This window comes from Bradyrhizobium sp. 6(2017), from assembly GCF_011058295.2.
Classification (GTDB): Bacteria; Pseudomonadota; Alphaproteobacteria; order Rhizobiales; family Xanthobacteraceae; genus Bradyrhizobium; species Bradyrhizobium septentrionale.
Window position 1 is genome coordinate 3,459,368 of sequence record NZ_CP049289.2, and the last position, 18,335, is coordinate 3,477,702.

Sequence of the window (18,335 nt, forward strand, 5' to 3'; positions counted from 1 at the left end):
ATCTCTAAATAATACCAATGTCTTATAAGACGTTCTGAGTCCGCCGGGGGTCGGCGGCTTGCCGCGGCGACGATGATGCGCCGCCAAAACCATCAACACCTCCGGCGCGGAGGGCGAAGCTGGTGGCACGACTTTCGCAAAGAGGTGCTAAGCTATGCCGTCCCCGGCCCGCGACGCGAATTCCCCATGCTCTATCGTCACACCATCGATGCCACCAACTATGCATTCGACGATCTGCGCATCCTGCTTGCCAAGGCCTCGCCGCCGCGTTCCGGCGACCGATTGGCCGGCATTGCGGCCGACAGTGCGGAGGAGATGATCGCCGGGAGGCTTGCGCTTGCCAACGTTCCGCTCAAGCAATTCCTCGATGAGCCTGTGATCCCCTATGAGGACGACGAAGTCACCCGGTTGATCCTCGACAGCCACGACGTTGCCGGCTTCCTGCCGGTGTCGTCGCTCACCGTCGGCGGCTTCCGCGACTGGCTGCTGTCGGATGCCGCCACCCGTGATGTGATCAAGAAGATCTCGCGCGGCATCACGCCCGAGATGGTGGCGGCGGTGTCGAAGCTGATGCGCAACCAGGACCTGATCCTGGTCGCGAAGAAATGCGAGGTGACGACCCGCTTCCGCAACACCATCGGTTTGCGCGGGCGAATGAGCACGCGGCTGCAGCCGAACCATCCGTTCGACGACGCCAGGGGCATCACGGCCTCGATCCTGGACGGCCTGCTGCTGGGATCGGGCGATGCCTGCATCGGCATCAATCCGGCGAGCGACGATCCGAACGTCATCGGCACCCTGCTGCGGCTCTTGGACGACATCATCACGCGGCTGGAGATTCCGACGCAGGGTTGCGTGCTGACCCATGTCACGACCACGCTCGGATTGATCGGGCAGGGGCTGCCGGTCGATCTCGTGTTCCAGTCGATTGCCGGCACCGAGGCAGCCAACCGCAGCTTCGGCGTCGACCTGTCATTGCTGCGGGAGGCCCGCGAAGCCGGGCTGTCGCTGCGCCGCGGCACGGTCGGCGATAATGTGATGTATTTCGAGACCGGGCAGGGCTCTGCGCTGTCGGCCAACGCCCATCATCAGGTCGACCAGCAGACCTGCGAGGCGCGGGCCTATGCGGTAGCGCGCGCGTTCGATCCGCTGCTCGTCAACAGCGTGGTCGGCTTCATCGGTCCTGAATACCTCTACGACGGCAAGGAAATCATCCGCGCCGGGCTTGAGGATCATTTCTGCGGCAAGCTGCTCGGCCTGCCGCTCGGCATCGACGTCTGCTACACCAACCACGCCGAGGCCGATCAGGACGACATGGACAATCTCCTGACGCTGCTGGCGGCCGCCGGCGTGAACTTCATCATGGGCGTGCCGGGCGCAGATGACGTTATGCTGAACTATCAGTCGACATCGTTTCACGATGCGCTCTACGTCCGCGACCTGTTCGGCCTGGGGCGGGCGCCCGAATTCGACGATTGGCTGCTGCGCGCAGGCCTTGCCGGGCCGGACTTTCGCCTCGTTGCCGATGCGGAGCGGCTGCCCGATCTCGCTGCCAGGCTCTTGACCTGAGGGGATAGCGTAATTCTGCAGAGCAACTATCTCGGCAGTGTGACGTTGGTAAGTGCCACAATGTTGAAGAATTTCTGGCCCAGCGTTCCGCGCTATGGTTAGATTTGCGGGTGCTTCGGGGTCATTCGATGAGAGCTGAGGGCATAAAGACGGCACGGCGTATCCTCTGCGTCTTTCCGCGCTATACGTCGTCGTTTGGGACCTTCGAGCATTCCTATGCCCTCACGGACGGCGTCAAGGCGTTCATGCCGCCGCAGGGACTGCTGCTGATCGCGGCATACCTCCCCGAGAACTGGCTGGTCCGTTTCGTCGACGAGAACCTGCGTCCGGCGACGACGGAGGATTTCGAGTGGGCAGAAGCCGTGTTCGTCAGCGGTATGCACATCCAGCGCCAGCAGATGAACGACATCTGCCATCGCGCGCATGACTATGACCTGGCGGTTGCGATCGGTGGACCGTCGGTCAGTGCCTGTCCGGACTACTATCCCTCATTCGACTACCTTCATGTCGGCGAACTCGGGGACGCGACCAACGAACTGATCAAGCGCCTCGCGGAGGACACCAGCCGTCCTCCCGAGCAGGTGGTGCTCAAGACCCTCGATCGCCTGCCGATGACGGAATTCCCGCTGCCGGCCTACGAGCTCGCCGAGACCAAGAAGTATTTTCTCGGCAGCATCCAGTTCTCCTCGGGCTGTCCCTATCAGTGCGAGTTCTGCGACATCCCCGGGCTCTATGGCCGCAATCCGCGCCTGAAATCGCCGCAGCAGATCATCGCCGAGCTCGACAAGCTGCGCGCCTGCGGCGCGACTGACACCGTCTATTTCGTCGACGACAATTTCATCGGCAACCGCAAGGCTGCGAGCGAATTGCTGCCGCATCTGATCGAGTGGCAGAAGCGGACCGGCTATGTCACCCGGCTGGCCTGCGAGGCGACACTCAACATCGCCAAGCGGCCCGAGATCCTGGAGAAGATGCGCGAAGCCTTCTTCGTTACGATCTTCGTCGGCATCGAAACGCCGGATCCCGACGCGCTGAAGGCGATGCACAAGGATCAGAACATGATGGTTCCGATCCTGGAGGGCGTGCGCACCATCAATTCCTTCGGCATGGAGGTCGTCTCCGGCATCATCATGGGGCTCGATACCGACAAGCCCCAGACCGGTGATGCGCTGCTCTCCTTCGTCGAGGAGTCGCAGATTCCGCTTCTCACGATCAACCTGCTGCAGGCGCTGCCGAAGACGCCGCTGTGGGATCGCCTCGAAAAGGCGGGACGGCTGATCGACGACGAGAGCCGCGACTCCAACGTGCAATTCCTGCTGCCGTACGAGGACGTGGTCAGTTCCTGGCGCAAATGCATGGAGCTCGCCTACGAGCCCGAGACGCTGTTCAAGCGCTACCAGCATCAATGCGACTACACCTATGCCAACCGCATCAAGGTGCCGGTCAGCCCGGAGATGAAGAGCTGGGCTAATATCCGGCGCGGCCTGATCATGCTGCGCAACATCTTCTGGAAGGTTGGCGTGCTCGGCGACTACAAGCGCGTGTTCTGGAAGTTTGCGCTCGGCCGGCTCAAGCGCGGCGACATCGAGGGGCTGATCTCGGCGACCCTGGTGGCGCATCATCTGATCACGTTTGCGCGTGCAGCCTCCAGCGGTCGGCAGAACGCCTCAAACTACTCGCTCCGGCTGCGCGAGGCTTCCGTTCCCGCCGAATAGCAGCATGACAACACCGCCGGCGCCATCGTCCCCTTCGCCCATGTCCCCTTCGCCAGTGTCCGCTTCGCTTGCCGATCTGCGCGAGCTCACGCCGGCGCGCGTCGGTCTCGGCCGGTCCGGGGCCAGCCTGCCGACCAGTGCGCTGCTCGCATTCACGCTCGATCACGCCCGCGCCCGCGATGCCGTCCACGCGGCGTTCGATCTCGGCGGGATTACCGCCGGTCTTGCCGGTCTCGGCGTCACGCCGCTCGAAGTGTCGAGCCAGGCCCACAGCCGCCGCGATTATCTGCGCCGGCCCGATCTCGGACGTATGCTGGATTCCGCGTCGAGGCGGTCGCTGGAGAGGTGCGGCGTCACCGCATGCTCCTGCGCCATCGTGATCGGCGATGGCCTGTCGCCGACCGCGGTCAACGTGCACGCCGTCGAATTGATCCGGCATCTCCTGCCGCGGCTTAAGGCCGACGGGATCGACGCCGGCGCGGTGATCGCAGCATCGGGCGCGCGGGTCGCGCTGGGTGACGAGATCGGCACCATCATCGGCGCGCGCATGCTGGTGATGCTGATCGGCGAACGACCCGGCCTGTCCGCGCCGGACAGTCTGGGCGCTTATCTTACCTTCGCGCCGCGAATCGGCCTCACCGATGCCGACCGCAACTGCATCTCCAATATCCACCGCGCCGGGCTGAGCTATGCGGAAGCCGCATTCAGAATCTCCTGGCTTGTGCGCGAGGGCCTGGCACGCCAGATCACGGGGATCGCGTTGAAAGATGAAAGCGGGGCAGGATCGTCCAAGAATGCGCTACCGGGGTGTGGCAAATCAGATACTTGACGGCGGTTTTCGGCAGTTCCCGGCCACTTTAACGTGTCTCTCGCGCTTGCGAGCAAGGGGGCGGACCTGTAAAACCGCGCCGGTCAATATTTGCGTGTTTTCAAGGGCTAGCGCCGATCCGTCGCGCTCACGAGCCTCATTCGTGCCCCATAAGCCAAGCTAGACAGATCGCGCCGCTTCAGAACTGGACAGGGCATGCTCGAAAAGAATTCCGAAAGTCAGGTCCACGTCGAGAAGATCGAGGAGCCGCGGCCGGGCACTAGCATTGCATTCGGGTTGGAGCGTATCGGCCTGATCGCGATCAAGGCGCCGGTCCTGTCTGTCATCATTCTGCTCGCGCTGATGGTCGCGGCCGTTTTCGGCATCGAGCGCATCAAGATCGACGACTCCCTCAGCCAGTTGTTCCGTTCCAATTCCAAGGACTACAAGCAGTACGAAGCGGTCACCAAACGCTTCCCGGCAACCGAGTTCGACGTGCTCGTAGTGGTCGAGGGCAAGACGCTCCTTGCGCGCGAGAACCTCGAAAAGATCCGCGACATGGTCACCGACCTGCAACTGGTCGAGGGCGTGCGCGGCCTGGTCTCCCTTTTTTCGGCGCGCCAGGCGCCCGAGCCCGGCAAATTGCCGGCCGCCCTGTTCCCGTCCGAGCTTCCGCAAGGCGCCGCCTACGACAAATTCGTCGAGACCGTCAAATCCAACGAGATCATTCGCGGCAAGCTGCTGTCCGAGGATGGAACGCTCGCGCTGATCGTGTTGTCGCTCGAGCCCGAGGTTGTCGGCAGCAACAAGCTCTCCAAGGTCGTCGCGGACATGAGAAAGATCATGGCCGATGATCTCAGCGGTAGCGGGCTCAACGCCCAGCTCTCCGGCGTTCCGGTCATGCAGCTCGAAATCCGCAACGCGGTCAAGCGCGACGGGCTGACCTACAATATCCTCGGCATTCTGGCTGGCTGCATCATCGCCATCATCTTCTTCCGCAAGATATCGTTCATGGTGATCGCTGCGTTCCCGCCGATCATTGCGATCCTGCTCGCGCTCGGCGGCCTCGGCTGGGCCGGCTTCAATCTCAACATGTTCCTGAACGTGATGACGCCGCTCATCATGGTGATCAGCTTCTCCGACTCGATGCAGCTGACGTTTGCGGCACGCGACCGCCTGATCGCCGGCCAGGACAAATACACTGCGTTCAAGAACGCGGTGATGGTGGTCGGTCCGGCTTGCGTGCTTACTCATGGCACCGCCGGCATCTCGTTCATCGCGCTGCAATTCTCGAATTCCGAACTGATCCGCAAATTCGGCGAGGCCGGGCTCGCAGCTACCATCATCGCGCTGATCGCGGTGCTCTCGCTGGTGCCTGCGTTCGGAGTGCTTCTGGTACGCAACGAAAAAGTGTTCGCGGTCAAATTCCAGGGCGCCGACGCCGGTGTCCAGGCGCTGCGCAATTTCTGCTACTGGATCGCGGTGCGCATGGTGGGACGTCCCGGGCTGTTCAGCCTGCTCGCGCTGATCGTGGTCGGCGGCCTCGGCATCATCTACGCCAATCTCGAGCCGCGCTACCGGCTCGCAGATCAGGTGCCGGACAAGCGGCAGGCGGTGGCAGCCTCAAGCCGGCTCGACGCCAAGCTGACCGGCGCCAATCCGGTCGATGTGCTGATCGAATTCCCCAAGGGCCAATCGCTGTACTCGCCGGAGACCTTGAAGACGATAGCCGACGTCCACGCGATGGTCGAAACTGCGGCGGGCGTCGGCAACGTCTGGTCGCTGGAAACCTTGCGGCGCTGGCTCGCCGAAAAGGCCGGCAGCAATGACGTCGCGACGCTGAAGGAATATGTCGGCGTGATTCCCGAGCATCTGGTGCGCCGCTTCATCTCGGCGGATCAGGATGCGGTCGTGGTGTCGGGCCGGGTCCCGGATCTTGACTCGAGCGAGCTGCTTCCGGTGGTGAACAAGCTTGATAGCTCGCTGGACAAGGTGCGCGCCGAGCATCCCGGTTACGAGATCGCAGTCACCGGCCTGTCGGTGATCGCCGCGCGCAACAGCGCCAACATGATCGAAAAATTGAACCGTGGCCTGACCGTCGAATTTCTGCTGGTGGCGGTTTTCATCGGACTGGCGTTCCGCTCGGTCGTGGTGATGTTCTCCTGCATCCTGCCCGGCATCTTCCCGGTGGTGCTGTCAGGCACCGTGCTGTGGCTGCTCGGGGAGGGGCTGCAATTCGCCAGCGTGGTGGCATTGACGGTGTCGTTCGGCCTCGGGCTGAGCGCCACCATCCACTTCCTCAACCGGTTGCGGCTCGAGACCAAGCCGGGGGTCTCGCCGGAGCTTGCGGTGGAGCGCGCCACTGTGCTTGTCGGCCCCGCACTGATCCTCACTACGGTAGTGCTGGCCTGCGGCCTCGTCGTCACCGTGTTCTCCGACCTGCCGTCGCTCCGCCTGTTCGGCTGGCTCAGCGCGTTCTCGATGGTCGCAGCGCTGGTCGCGGACCTCTTCATCCTGCGGCCGACCTCGATGTTCCTGATCAACCTGTCGCAGAAGCTCCGCGGCAAGGGCGGGCAACCGGCGCCGATCGAAAAGGCTTGATCGGCGGACAATAAAAGGCCGCAACAAAAGGCCCGGTTCCGAGTGTTCGGAACCGGGCCATTTTTGTTCGCCGGAGAAATCGGTCGGGGAGCGTCAGCTCTTCGTCATCGTGATCGAGACGCCGCGGATCTCACCCTTGGAGTCGATCTGTACGACCTGCTTGGAGCCGTTGGTCTGCAGGTTCAGGTTTGCGGCAAAGCCGGACGCCTCGACGAACACGTCGATCCGCCCGCCGCCGGCGGTGCCCTGCAAATTGCCGAAGATATTGCGGCTGGCCTCGCTCCAATTGCCGGAGATCCGGTCGCCCTGGCTGGTGACGTCGCTGGAAAGGTCGAACTTGTAGCTGTCGCTCGCGCAATGCAGGCTCTGCTTCAGGCTCAGACCCGAGGGCGCGACCTTGTAATCCGCCTTGCAACGAATGCGTTCGGTGGTGCCGTTGGACAACGCCACCGTGCCGGTTCCGCTCCAGGAGCCGGCAAAACCGGCGAACGGGCCGCTGGCCTGGGCATGGACTGCGGAGGCGGACAGCATGAGTGCGGCGCCGACGCCCACAGCCCTGAGAGCCTGCCCAGAAAGGCTGGAACCAAACAGTGTCATTGTGAATTTTCCCATCAAAATCAACGCTTCCTTCGTAAGAAAGCGTCTCGCCGCATCGAAAGTTTAGTGTCACCGAAGAATGTTAGGTTCAAACGACAGAACGGCGTGCGCAACGCCGATATTGTCATCGAACAGAATCAGAAGCCTCCGGCTCGTGTGGCATCTAGCTACGCGCAAGCGCGATCCGCAATTGCCAAACGCGACAAAGTGATGGCACAAATCGTCGTTTGGAATCAATAGTTTATGCGGGGGTTTACAGCGCCGCAAATTTAGCCGCATTTAACAGTGCTTGTCGTCAATCCGTTGCCGCGTTACGTGGCGTCTGCAATCCCCAAAATCCGTCCCGGCCATGCCGAACCGCTTTTCGGGAACAGATTTTCTGCTGTCGGAAATGAAGGAATACGATGCGTAAATTTCTCCTGGCACTTGCCCTGTTGTCGATCCCGCTCTCATCCGGCGCCTCCGCCCAGCAGCAGCAGCGCGGTACGCCCGACGAGCAGAAGGCCTGCACGCGCGACGTGCAGCGTCACTGCCGCTCCGTGATCGATCAGGGCGATTTCACCATTCTCGCGTGCCTGCAGCAGAACCGCACCAAGATCAGCGCGGCCTGCGACCAGGTGCTGAAGATCCACGGCCAATAAGGTCCTCAAGGCCGCTTCAGGTCTCTTGGACCGCCGCAAGGCCCGTGAACGGCATTCCTGCCGGCCACGGGCCGGATATGCTGGCGGTCACAGATAGCATTGGTTTTGGTGGCGTATTCCCCTATATGGGGCTCGCAAATCCCCGCATGCGCCTGACCATTCGCGCCTGCGTCGTGCCATGACCAGTGTAGCCCAAATTTCCCATGACCACCGCGAGCGACCTGCGATCCGGAAAGACCCACCGCGACGAGAATTTCCCGGTCGCGTCGTGGATCATTCATCCGCGGCATCGCGCCCTGATTCTGGCCTTCTATAACTTCGTCCGCACCGCCGACGATATCGCCGATCACGCGACGCTGCCGGCCGAGGAGAAGCTGCGCTACCTCGACCTCATGGAGGCCGAGCTGCTCGGCAATGGCGATACCCAGAAGGAGGCGGTCAATCTGCGCCGGGCGCTTGCCGAGCGCGGCATGCCGCCGCGGCATGCGCTCGACGTGCTGGTGGCGTTCCGCCTCGATGTCACCAAGCTGCGCTACGAAAACTGGGATGATGTGATCGACTATTGCCGCTACTCGGCGATGCCGGTCGGGCGGTTCATGCTCGACGTGCACGGCGAGGACATTTCGACCTGGGCGGCGTCGGACGCGCTCTGCGCCGGTCTGCAGATCAACAATCATCTGCAGGACTGCGGCAAGGACTACAGGAATCTGAACCGCGTCTATCTGCCGCGCGACGCGCTGGCCGCGGCGGACGCGACCGTCGAGATGCTCGGCGAGGCGAAATCACCGCCGGCCTTGCTCGGATGCCTGCAGGCGCTCGCGGTGCGCACCGCGGCGCTGCTCGACGAGAGCAAGTCGCTCGCCGCCGAGGTGAAGGACTTCAGGCTCGGGCTCGAGATCTCGGTGATCCAGGCCTTCGCCGACAAGATCGTCAACATGCTGAAGGTGCGCGATCCGCTCAGCGAGCGGGTGCATCTCGGCCCGGTCGAACTGCTGCTGCAGAGCCTTGGCGGCGTCGCTGGCGAGACCACCCGGCGCGCGATCGGACGGCGTGCGGTCTCAAGGACGGCGGCAGGCGCATGAGTGTCGAGGCGGCGGCCAACGCAAATTACGGAAGCACCGCATCGGGCAGCTCGTTCTATGCCGCGATGCGCGTCCTGCCGCGCGCGCAGCGCGAGGCGATGTTCCAGATCTACAGCTTCTGCCGGCAGGTCGACGACATCGCCGATTCCGATGGCCCGCGGCCGGAGCGGCTGGCCGCGCTGCAGCAGTGGCGCGACGACATCGACGCGCTCTATGCGGGGCATCCCCCGGAGCGGCTGAAGGATTACGTGGCCTCGGTGAAGACCTTCGGGCTCAAGCGCGAGGATTTCGTCGCGATCGTCGACGGCATGGAGATGGACGTGCCGCAGGATATCCGCGCGCCGGATCTCGCGATGCTCGACCTGTATTGCGATCGCGTCGCGAGCGCGGTCGGCCGGCTGTCGGTGCGCGTGTTCGGCCTGCCCGAGGACGACGGCATCGAACTCGCTTATCACCTCGGCCGCGCGCTGCAGCTCACCAACATCCTGCGCGACATCGACGAGGACGCCGGCCTCGGCCGCCTCTATCTGCCGCGCGAATGGCTCTGGCACGCCGGCATCACCAATAACGACCCGGCCCGCGTCACCGCCGACCGCGCGCTGCCGAAAGTGTGCGCGCCGCTCGCCGAGCGCGCCAAGATGCATTTCCAGAAGTCTGACGAGATCATGAAGCGCAATTCGCGGCGCGCCGTGCGCGCGCCGCGAATCATGTCGAAATACTACCGCGCGATCCTCGATCTCCTGATCGCGCGCGGCTTCACTGCCCCGCGTGCGCCGGTGCGTGTGTCCAAGGCGGCCAAGATCGGCATTCTTCTTCGTTACGCGATCATCTGATGCAAAAGACCGTTCATATCATCGGTGCCGGCATTTCCGGCCTCTCCGCGGCCATGCGGCTTGCCAATGGCGGCTACAAAGTGTGCGTCCACGAGGCGACGCAGCAGGCCGGTGGCCGCTGCCGTTCCTATTTCGACGCCGCTACCAATCTGACTATCGACAACGGCAACCATCTCTTGCTGTCGGGCAACCGCCATGCGTTGAGCTACGCACGCTCGATCGGGACCGAGGCCGGTCTCGTGGGACCCGCGCGCGCGCAGTTTCCGTTCGTCGATCTTGCCGGCGGCCAGCGCTGGCAGCTCGACCTTGGCGACTCCCGCTTGCCGCTGTGGGTGTTCGACGAGGCGCGCCGCGTCCCGGACACTACCCTGCGCGATTATCTCGCATTGGCGCCGCTGGCCTGGGCCGGCACCGGGGCGCTGGTCGGCAACACCATTCCCTGCAAGGGCACGCTGTATGACCGCCTGGTGCAGCCGCTGCTGCTGGCTGCGCTGAACGTCGATCCGCCGGAGGGCTCGGCCGGGCTTGCCGGCGCCATCGTGCGCGAGACGCTGCTCGCGGGCGGGCAGGCCTGCCGTCCGCTGATCGCGCGCGACGGCCTGAGCTCGGTCCTGATCGAGCCGGCCGTGAAGCTGCTGCAGGAGCGGGGCAACAGCGTCCAGTTCAGTCACGAATTGCGTGCACTCGTCATGTCGGGTGATCGCGTCGGCGAGCTCGACTTCGGCGGCGGCGACAAGATCGCGCTGGCGGCCGGCGATGCCGTCGTGCTGGCGGTGCCGCCGCGCGCTGCTGCCACGCTGCTGCCCGGCCTGAAAACGCCGACCAAATTCCGCGCCATCGTGAACGCGCACTTCCGCATCGATCCGCCGCGCGATGCCGCGCCCATTCTTGGCGTGGTCGGCGGGCTCGTGGAATGGCTGTTCGCCTTCCCGCAACGGCTGTCGGTGACGATCAGCAATGGCGATCGCCTGGTCGACATGCCGCGCGAGGAGCTCGCGCAGGCGATCTGGCGGGATATCTGCAAGGCATCGGGCGTGTCCGGTGACCTGCCGCCCTGGCAGATCGTGCGCGAGCGCCGCGCTACATTCGAGGCGACGCCGGAGCAGAATGCCCTGCGTCCGGGGCCCGCGACGGCGCAAAAAAACCTGTTCCTTGCCGGTGACTGGACTGCTACCGGGTTGCCGGCAACCATCGAGGGATCGGTGCGATCGGGGGATCGCGCCGCCGATCTGGTTTTGGCCAGGCGCTAGATTCGACCTATTGGAGCGACGCCGGCCAGCGTGGGCCGGCCCGCGATGAAGAGGATATCGAGCGAAATGCTTTCGAGAGATCACAGCGTCGCAGTCGATCCGGTCGCGCTGGAGAAGAGTATCTCCAAGGCAACCGAAGCGCTGCTCGGCTATCGCCAGTCCGACGGACACTGGGTGTTCGAGCTCGAGGCCGACAGCACCATTCCGGCCGAGTACGTTCTGCTGCGTCACTACCTTGCCGAGCCGGTCGACGCCGGGCTCGAGGCCAAGATCGCCAACTATCTGCGCCGCACCCAGGGTGCGCATGGCGGCTGGCCGCTGGTGCATGACGGCCCGTTCGACATGAGCGCCAGCGTGAAATCGTACTTCGCGCTGAAGATGATCGGCGATTCCGTCGACGCGCCGCATATGGTGCGTGCGCGCGAGGCGATCCGTTCGCGCGGCGGGGCGTCGGGCAGCAACGTGTTCACGCGCTTCCTGCTCGCGCTCTATGGCGTCGTGACCTGGCGCGCAACGCCGGTGCTGCCGATCGAGATCATGCTGCTGCCGATGTGGTCGCCGTTCCACATCAACAAGATCTCCTACTGGGCGCGCACCACCATGGTGCCGCTGATGGTGCTCGCTGCGTTGAAGCCGCGTGCGAAGAATCCGAAGGGCGTCGGCATCGACGAACTGTTCCTGGAAGATCCGAAGTCGGTCCGGATGGCGCCGAAGGCGCCGCATCAGAGCGCGGGCTGGTTCTATCTGTTCCGCTCGCTCGACGCCGTGCTGCGCGCGATCGAGCCGATGTTTCCGAAGCGCCTGCGCCGGCGCGCCATCGACGCCGCGCTCGCCTTCACCGAAGAGCGGTTGAACGGCGAAGACGGCATGGGCGCGATCTATCCGCCGATGGCCAACATCGTCATGATGTATGAGGCGCTCGGCATGGACGAGAATTTCCCGCCGCGCGCCATCACCCGCCGTGGCATCGACAAGCTGCTCGTGATCGGCGACGACGAGGCCTATTGCCAGCCCTGCGTCTCGCCGGTGTGGGACACCGCGCTGGCCTGCCACGCGCTGCAGGAGGCCGGCGGCGACGACACCCTTGCCAAGGCCAAGCAGGGCCTCGACTGGCTGAAGCCGCGCCAGGTGCTGGAGCTGAAGGGCGATTGGGCGGTCAAGGCGCCGGACGTCCGTCCCGGCGGCTGGGCGTTCCAGTACAACAACGACCACTATCCCGATCTCGACGATACCGCCGTGGTCGTGATGGCGATGGATCGCGTGCGACGGCAGAGCGGGACCAGGGAATATGACGAGGCGATCGCGCGCGGCCGCGAGTGGATCGAAGGGCTGCAGAGCCGCGACGGCGGCTGGGCCGCGTTCGATGCCAACAACCTCGAATATTACCTCAACAACATCCCGTTCTCCGATCACGGCGCGTTGCTCGATCCGCCGACCGAAGATGTCACCGCGCGCTGCATCTCGATGCTGGGCCAGCTCGGCGAGACCGCCAAGAACAGCAAGGCGATGGCCGACGGCATCGCCTATCTGCGCCGCACCCAGCTGCCTGAGGGCTCCTGGTACGGCCGCTGGGGCCTGAATTACGTCTACGGCACCTGGTCGGTGCTCTCAGCGCTAAATGTCGCAGGGATCGATCGCAACGACCCGATGATTCGCAACGCGGTCGACTGGCTGGCGTCGGTCCAGAATCAGGACGGCGGCTGGGGCGAGGACGCCGTCAGTTACCGGCTGGATTACAAGGGTTATGAAGCTGCGCCATCGACTTCCTCGCAAACGGCATGGGCTTTGCTTGGATTGATGGCAGCCGGAGAGGTCGAAAATCCCGCAATTGCGCGGGGGGTGGAGTACCTAAAGGCAACACAGACGGAAAAAGGGCTGTGGGACGAGCAGCGATACACCGCTACGGGGTTTCCGCGGGTATTTTACTTGCGATATCATGGCTACTCGAAGTTCTTTCCGCTCTGGGCGCTGGCGCGGTATCGGAATTTGAGAAGCACCAATAGCAGGGTGGTAGGGGTCGGGATGTGATTGTTGAGGCGGGGGCCGCCGAGACCGTGGGCAATAGAATTGATCCTCGGCCGGTATTGATCGTGACTGGATTGGTGCAGGAGGCCCGCATCGCGGCGGGGCCCGGCATGATCGTGATCTGCAGTTCGAGCGATCCGCAGCAGCTGCGTGCATTGCTGGCGACGCTGGATCCCATGACGTTCCGCGGCGTGATCTCGTTCGGCGTGGCCGGCGGGCTCGATCCGTCGCTCAAATCCGGCGATGTGGTGGTCGCGACCGAGGTGATGGCCGGCGATACCCGTTTCCTGGCGGCATCCGCGCTGAACGAGGAGATGATCGCCAGCGCCGCGCTGAAGCGCCGCAGGATCGTCCGTGGCGGCCTCGCTGGTGTGGAAGAGGTGATTGCGGCGAAGGCCTGCAAGGCCGCCCTGCGCTCGATTACGGGTGCGGCTGCGGTCGATATGGAGAGCCATATCGCGGCAGCCTATGCCGCAAAGGCAGGCATTCCGTTCGCCGCGCTGCGCGTGATCAGCGATCCCGCGCACCGGGCGCTGCCAGAGCTTGCGAAATCCGCGGTGAAGCCGAACGGCGACATCGACCTGCGCAAGGTGCTGAGGGGCATTGCGCGCAATCCGCGGACGCTGCGGGCGCTGGTGTCGACCGGTATCGACTTCAACCGCGCGCTGCGCTCGCTGCGCAGCTGCCGCGGCTTCCTGCTCGGCAGCGACGTGCTGGTGCCGGTGGAGGCCTGACAAGCCCCGGCAAGGCCTCGCCAGACACGGCGGGCCGCACTGGACCAATGCTGACAACAAAGAGGCCCAGTCGCATCGCGATCGGGCCTTTTGTTTTGGGTGCGCCTGATGACCGGCTTGGTGCCGGGCCGGTCCCGTGCAGTCAGCGCCGGGATTTGCCAGCCACATAGTTGTGAGCTGTGGGTGGTGCCCCCCGCGCGTCCGAGTTCCTGCCGGTCGCGTGCGGCGCTGGCCTCCGACGACGCGGCATGTGCAGCGTCCGGGCGGCCGAGGCCCTGCTGCGGCGCAGGGCGCCCTCGTGGACGCTTGACAGTCAGGGCCATTCAACCGAATATGAATTATGATCCTGTATTCATGAATTAAGGTTCACTATGGCAATCGCTGCGGTTCGCCTCAATCAGCTCGTCGAAACCAAGGCGCGCATCCTGGACGCTGCCAGGGAGGCGGTGGCGCTGAGTGGCTGGAAGGATGCCCAGATCGCCCTGATCGCCTCACGGGCCGGCGTGGCCACGGGCAGCGTGTACCGCTACTTCGACTCGAAGGCGGACCTCTACGCGCAGGTGCTTGGGCTCGTTTCCGAGCGCGAAGTGGCCGTGGTCGCCGCGATCGTCGAGGCCGAAGGATCTGCGTCGCAGTGTCTGGTGGACGCGATCTACACCTTCTCGGTCCGGGCGATGCGCGGCCGCCGTCTGGCCTACGCGCTGATCGCCGAACCCTGCGAACCCGAGATCGACGCGGCGCGCCTGAAATACCGCGCGGCGCTGGCCGACCAGATCGCACGGCTGGTCCGGCGCGGCATCGCCAGCGGTGAGTTCGTCGAGATCGACGCCAACGTCGCAGCTTCCTGCGTAACCGGCGCTTTCATGGAGGCGCTGGTTGGTCCTCTGGCGCCCGAAGCGGCCGCGGATTCCGACGCGGCCAAGGCGATCGCGCAATCGATCGCCGGGCTTTCCGCGCGCATGCTGTTTCGCCACGCCACGCCTGAATTGACCCCTGTATCGCGAGTCTCCGCATGAATGCGCGTGTCCAGCCGGTTGCCGTCGCGGCAACGAAAGCCAGTTCGTTTGCGACCCACGAAGTCCGCAATCAGGCGCGGCCGGCGACAGGCTTCAACGCGTTCGACGATGATCGCGCGTTGAGCGGCCTCATCGCAACGTTCACGCCGTGGGCAAAGGATAAGCTCTCTGCGCTCGGAGCCCATGCCGGCTGCGAAGCCGTGCAGGAGGCGGCGAGGCTTGCCAACGAGCACGAACCAAAACTCTTGACCCATGACCGGTATGGCAACCGGAACGACTGGGTCGAATTTCATCCGGCGTGGCATCAGTTGATGGCGCTGGCGTTCCAGAGCGAGGTCCACAGCCTGGCCTGGTCGACCAGTGAACCGCACGGACATCTTGCGCGCGCGGCGCTGAGCTATCTCTGGAATCAGATCGAGAACGGCGTCGGTTGCCCCACGGGAATGGCTTACGCCGCGATCGCGGGGTTTACCGGCAAGCCGCAATTCAGCCTGTGGCGGGAACGCACGCTGGCCGCCGACTACGATCCGCGGCGGCTCCCGATCGAGGACAAGCGAGCGGCTGTCATCGGCTATGCGATGACCGAGAAGCAGGGCGGCTCCGATCTGCGCGAAACCCAGACCACCGCGCGCCTCGTCGAGCGCGGCGCGCATGGCGAGATCTATGCGATCACCGGCCACAAATGGTTCTTCTCGGTGCCGGTCGCCGATGGGTTCTACACGCTGGCGCAAACCCAATCCGGTGTCAGCTGCCTGTTCGTACCGCGCCTGCTGCCGGATGGGAGCGCCAACCGCCTCCACATCCAGCGCCTGAAGGACAAATGCGGCAACCGTTCCAACGCCTCGAGCGAGATCGAATATCACGACACCTGGTCGATCCTGGTCGGTGAAGAAGGACGCGGCATCCGGGAAATTCTTTCGCATGCGCATCTGACCAGGCTGGATTTCGCGGTCGGCTCCGCCGGCCTGATGCGGCAGGCGTTGAGCCTGGCCTTGAACCACGCGCAAACGCGAACGGCGTTCGGCAAGCCGATGGCCGAGCTTCCGATGCAGCGCAACGTGCTCGCCGACCTCGCGCTCGAGAGCGAGGCGGCGATGCTCGGCGCATTCCGGGTCGCGCGTGCGACCGACGGCCTGCAAACAAGCGACCACGAACGGCTGCTGGCGCGGGTTGCCACTCCGGTGGTGAAGTTCTGGAATTGCCAGCGCGCCCCTTCTTTCACCTACGAGTGCCTGCAGGTGCATGGCGGCAACGGCTTTATCATGGAGAACCCGATGGCGCGGCTCTATCGCGAGGCGCCGCTGAACTCGATCTGGGAAGGCACCTCGAACATGATGTGCATGGACGTGCTGCGGGCCATGCAACGCGATGCAAACTGCCGCGACGCATTCGTCGACGAACTGCGCGCGAGCAGGGGCCTCAACCCGATCTATGACAAGAGCACGGACGATCTCGCCGATCGACTGCGCGCGCGATATCCTGACGACGGGCATGCGCGGGCACTGGTCACCCGCATGGCGCATGCGTTGCAGGCTGCCGAAATGTTGCAGCATGGCGACGCCGCTGCCGCCGATCTGTTCGTGCAATCCAGGCTTGGCGCAGACGGCGCGCACGTGTTCGGCGCGCTGCCATCGTCGGAAGCCCTCAGCCGTATCGTCGCGCGCGCCTCCGTCATCCATCACTAGGGAAGCCCAGTCACATGCGTCAGAGCGAAGTTTGTGCCGTCAACGACATCAGGGCCGTTGTGGGCGAAGAGGAATGGGCGACCCGGGTCGATCTCGCCGCGTGCTACCGCCTGGTCGCGCTCTATGGAATGACCGACCTGATCTACAACCACATCAGCGCGCAAATCCCGGGGCATGACGATCAGTACCTGATCAATCCGTATGGCATGCTGTATGAGGAGATCACGGCGTCGAGCCTCGTCAAGATCGACATCGAGGGCCGCACCCTGTTGCAGCCCGATCACGGCTACAATGTCAACGTCGCCGGTTTCTATCTGCATGCTCCGATCCATCGCGCGCGGCCCGACGTGAAGTGCGTTCTGCATACCCACACCAGGGCGGGCACGGCGGTCAGCACGCTGGCCGAGGGGCTGCTTCCACTGTCGCAGACGGCGATGCGGTTTCACGGGCGGATCGGCTATCACGATTTTGAGGGGCCGGCGATCGATCGTGACGAATGCGATCGGGTCGTCGCCGATCTCGGCCGCAACAACGTGCTGGTGTTGCGCAATCATGGCCTCTTGGTCTGCGGCAACACGATTCAGCAGGCGTTCAACGCGATCTACTGGCTGGAGCAGGCCTGCCGGATCCAGGTCGATGCGCTCGGTTGCGGCCGGCCGCTGCACACGCCCACCGAACTTGCGATCGATAACACGGTGACCTGCTTTGCCGGCACCGAGATCACGCTCGACAATGAGCGCGACACCAATCCGGTGCTGAATGAAACAGCGCAAAATCTGCAAGCCGGTTACGGCCTGCTGGAATGGCCGGCGCTGCGGCGCAGGCTCGACCGCATCGACGGGAGCTATGCGCAATGAGCACGTCGCTAACGGCGCTGCGGATCGGCTTCATCGGTGCCGGCCGCGTCGCGCAAACGCTCGCGCCGGCGTTCGCCCGCGCGGATCTGAACGTTGCGGCCTTCTACAACCGCGGCGGTGATGCCGCGCAGCAGCTCGGATCCCGCGTGCCGTCGGCACGGCCGATGACGCACGCGCAACAGGTCGTGGACAGCTGCGATATGGTTTTCCTGACGGTGAGCGACGACGCGATCCTGCCGGTCTGCCGCGATTTGCGCTGGGAGCCGCGTCACCGCGTGGTCCATTGCAGCGGCGCGACCGAGCTTTCGGCACTCGATCATGCGAAAGCCGCGGGCGCAGCAACCGGCGGATTTCATCCGATGCAGATGTTTGCCAATCCCGACGTCGCGCTCGAGGGGTTGCGCGGATGCACCGTCGGCATTGAGGCAGAGCCCGATTTCAGGCGCGACCTCGAACAACTCGCTGTCAGCATCGGCTGCGAACCGCTGGCGCTGCCGGCCGGCGCGCGGGCGCTCTATCATGCCTCGGCCTATTATGTCGGTCCGTTCCTGATCGCGCTGCTCAAGGAGGGCGTCGAGCTCTGGAAGAGTTTTGACGCCAGCGAGGCCGACGCACTGCGTGCGATGATGCCGCTGCTGCGCGGGACGGTCGCGGCCGTTCTCGACGGTGGCCTCGCCAACGGCATGGGCGGCTGCGTGGCGCGCGGCGACGTTGGAACGATCCTCAAGCACCTCAAGGCCCTGGACGAGCGTTTTCCTCCCTCGGGCGCGTTGTATCGCGAGCTCGCCCTGCGCAATGTCCCGCTCGGGATCGAGCGCGGCACACTCAGCGCACCGCGCGCGGCAGAGATCGAGAAGGTGCTTCGACGGAGTAGCCGGGAAGAGCAGGCGGTCCCCTGATCGAAAAAAGGCCCCGGTTCGCT

At 64.3% G+C, this 18,335-nt stretch carries 15 protein-coding genes; 14 read left to right on the plus strand and 1 reads right to left on the minus strand.

All coding sequences use genetic code 11. The features are described from left to right. The first annotated feature begins 186 nt into the window (after nucleotides 1-186). The 4 genes from G6P99_RS16125 to G6P99_RS16140 all read left to right on the plus strand — a co-directional run bounded on the left by G6P99_RS16125 (nucleotide 187) and on the right by G6P99_RS16140 (nucleotide 6,693). Complete coding sequence (locus G6P99_RS16125) at nucleotides 187-1,569, plus strand: ethanolamine ammonia-lyase subunit EutB (RefSeq protein WP_029082146.1); 1,383 nt, start codon at nucleotides 187-189, stop codon at nucleotides 1,567-1,569. A gap of 128 nt (nucleotides 1,570-1,697) precedes the next feature. Next, nucleotides 1,698-3,284, plus strand: coding sequence for a B12-binding domain-containing radical SAM protein (locus tag G6P99_RS16130; protein ID WP_029082145.1), 1,587 nt, complete (start codon nucleotides 1,698-1,700; stop codon nucleotides 3,282-3,284). Between the two features lie 40 nt (nucleotides 3,285-3,324). Then, on the plus strand, nucleotides 3,325-4,113 hold the full coding sequence (gene eutC, locus G6P99_RS16135; protein ID WP_035977204.1) for an ethanolamine ammonia-lyase subunit EutC: 789 nt from the start codon (nucleotides 3,325-3,327) through the stop codon (nucleotides 4,111-4,113). A gap of 195 nt (nucleotides 4,114-4,308) precedes the next feature. After that, nucleotides 4,309-6,693 carry an efflux RND transporter permease subunit gene (locus tag G6P99_RS16140; RefSeq protein ID WP_029082144.1) on the plus strand — a complete coding sequence of 795 codons (2,385 nt, stop codon included), beginning with the start codon at nucleotides 4,309-4,311 and terminating at the stop codon, nucleotides 6,691-6,693. 93 nt (nucleotides 6,694-6,786) lie between these two features. On the opposite strand, the gene G6P99_RS16145 is transcribed toward G6P99_RS16140, so the two are convergent. Beyond that, nucleotides 6,787-7,290 carry a hypothetical protein gene (locus G6P99_RS16145; protein WP_029082143.1) on the minus strand — a complete coding sequence of 168 codons (504 nt, stop codon included), beginning with the start codon at nucleotides 7,288-7,290 and terminating at the stop codon, nucleotides 6,787-6,789. Nucleotides 7,291-7,694: 404 nt separating this feature from the next. On the opposite strand from G6P99_RS16145, the gene G6P99_RS16150 reads away from it, so the two are divergent. The 10 genes from G6P99_RS16150 (at nucleotide 7,695) to G6P99_RS16195 (ending at nucleotide 18,312) form a co-directional block, all read left to right on the plus strand. Beyond that, a complete protein-coding gene (locus tag G6P99_RS16150; protein ID WP_029082142.1) occupies nucleotides 7,695-7,931 on the plus strand; it encodes a hypothetical protein in 237 nt (78 codons plus the stop codon). Between the two features lie 203 nt (nucleotides 7,932-8,134). Then, the gene (hpnC, locus tag G6P99_RS16155; protein ID WP_029082141.1) at nucleotides 8,135-9,013 is read left to right on the plus strand and encodes a squalene synthase HpnC; all 879 of its coding nucleotides are present in this window, start codon (nucleotides 8,135-8,137) and stop codon (nucleotides 9,011-9,013) included. Then, nucleotides 9,010-9,846, plus strand: a complete 837-nt coding sequence (gene hpnD, locus G6P99_RS16160; protein ID WP_029082140.1) for a presqualene diphosphate synthase HpnD — start codon at nucleotides 9,010-9,012, stop codon at nucleotides 9,844-9,846. The genes hpnC and hpnD overlap by 4 nt, the downstream gene beginning before the upstream one ends. Then, nucleotides 9,846-11,096, plus strand: coding sequence for a hydroxysqualene dehydroxylase HpnE (gene hpnE / locus G6P99_RS16165; RefSeq protein ID WP_029082139.1), 1,251 nt, complete (start codon nucleotides 9,846-9,848; stop codon nucleotides 11,094-11,096). Before hpnD ends, hpnE begins: the two co-directional genes overlap by 1 nt. Nucleotides 11,097-11,162: 66 nt before the next feature. Further along, nucleotides 11,163-13,124, plus strand: a complete 1,962-nt coding sequence (gene shc / locus G6P99_RS16170) for a squalene--hopene cyclase (protein ID WP_165128723.1) — start codon at nucleotides 11,163-11,165, stop codon at nucleotides 13,122-13,124. Between the two features lie 71 nt (nucleotides 13,125-13,195). Next, the gene (locus G6P99_RS16175; protein ID WP_245284730.1) at nucleotides 13,196-13,855 is read left to right on the plus strand and encodes a phosphorylase; all 660 of its coding nucleotides are present in this window, start codon (nucleotides 13,196-13,198) and stop codon (nucleotides 13,853-13,855) included. A gap of 371 nt (nucleotides 13,856-14,226) precedes the next feature. Continuing rightward, entirely contained in the window at nucleotides 14,227-14,871 is a 645-nt protein-coding gene (locus G6P99_RS16180; protein WP_029082136.1) for a TetR/AcrR family transcriptional regulator, read from the plus strand. Then, nucleotides 14,868-16,556: an acyl-CoA dehydrogenase family protein gene (locus G6P99_RS16185; protein ID WP_029082135.1), complete on the plus strand. Its 1,689-nt coding sequence runs from the start codon at nucleotides 14,868-14,870 to the stop codon at nucleotides 16,554-16,556. Before G6P99_RS16180 ends, G6P99_RS16185 begins: the two co-directional genes overlap by 4 nt. Nucleotides 16,557-16,570: 14 nt before the next feature. Then, nucleotides 16,571-17,413: a class II aldolase/adducin family protein gene (locus G6P99_RS16190; RefSeq protein WP_165128725.1), complete on the plus strand. Its 843-nt coding sequence runs from the start codon at nucleotides 16,571-16,573 to the stop codon at nucleotides 17,411-17,413. Beyond that, nucleotides 17,410-18,312: a Rossmann-like and DUF2520 domain-containing protein gene (locus G6P99_RS16195; RefSeq protein ID WP_029082134.1), complete on the plus strand. Its 903-nt coding sequence runs from the start codon at nucleotides 17,410-17,412 to the stop codon at nucleotides 18,310-18,312. Before G6P99_RS16190 ends, G6P99_RS16195 begins: the two co-directional genes overlap by 4 nt. Nucleotides 18,313-18,335 lie beyond the last annotated feature (23 nt).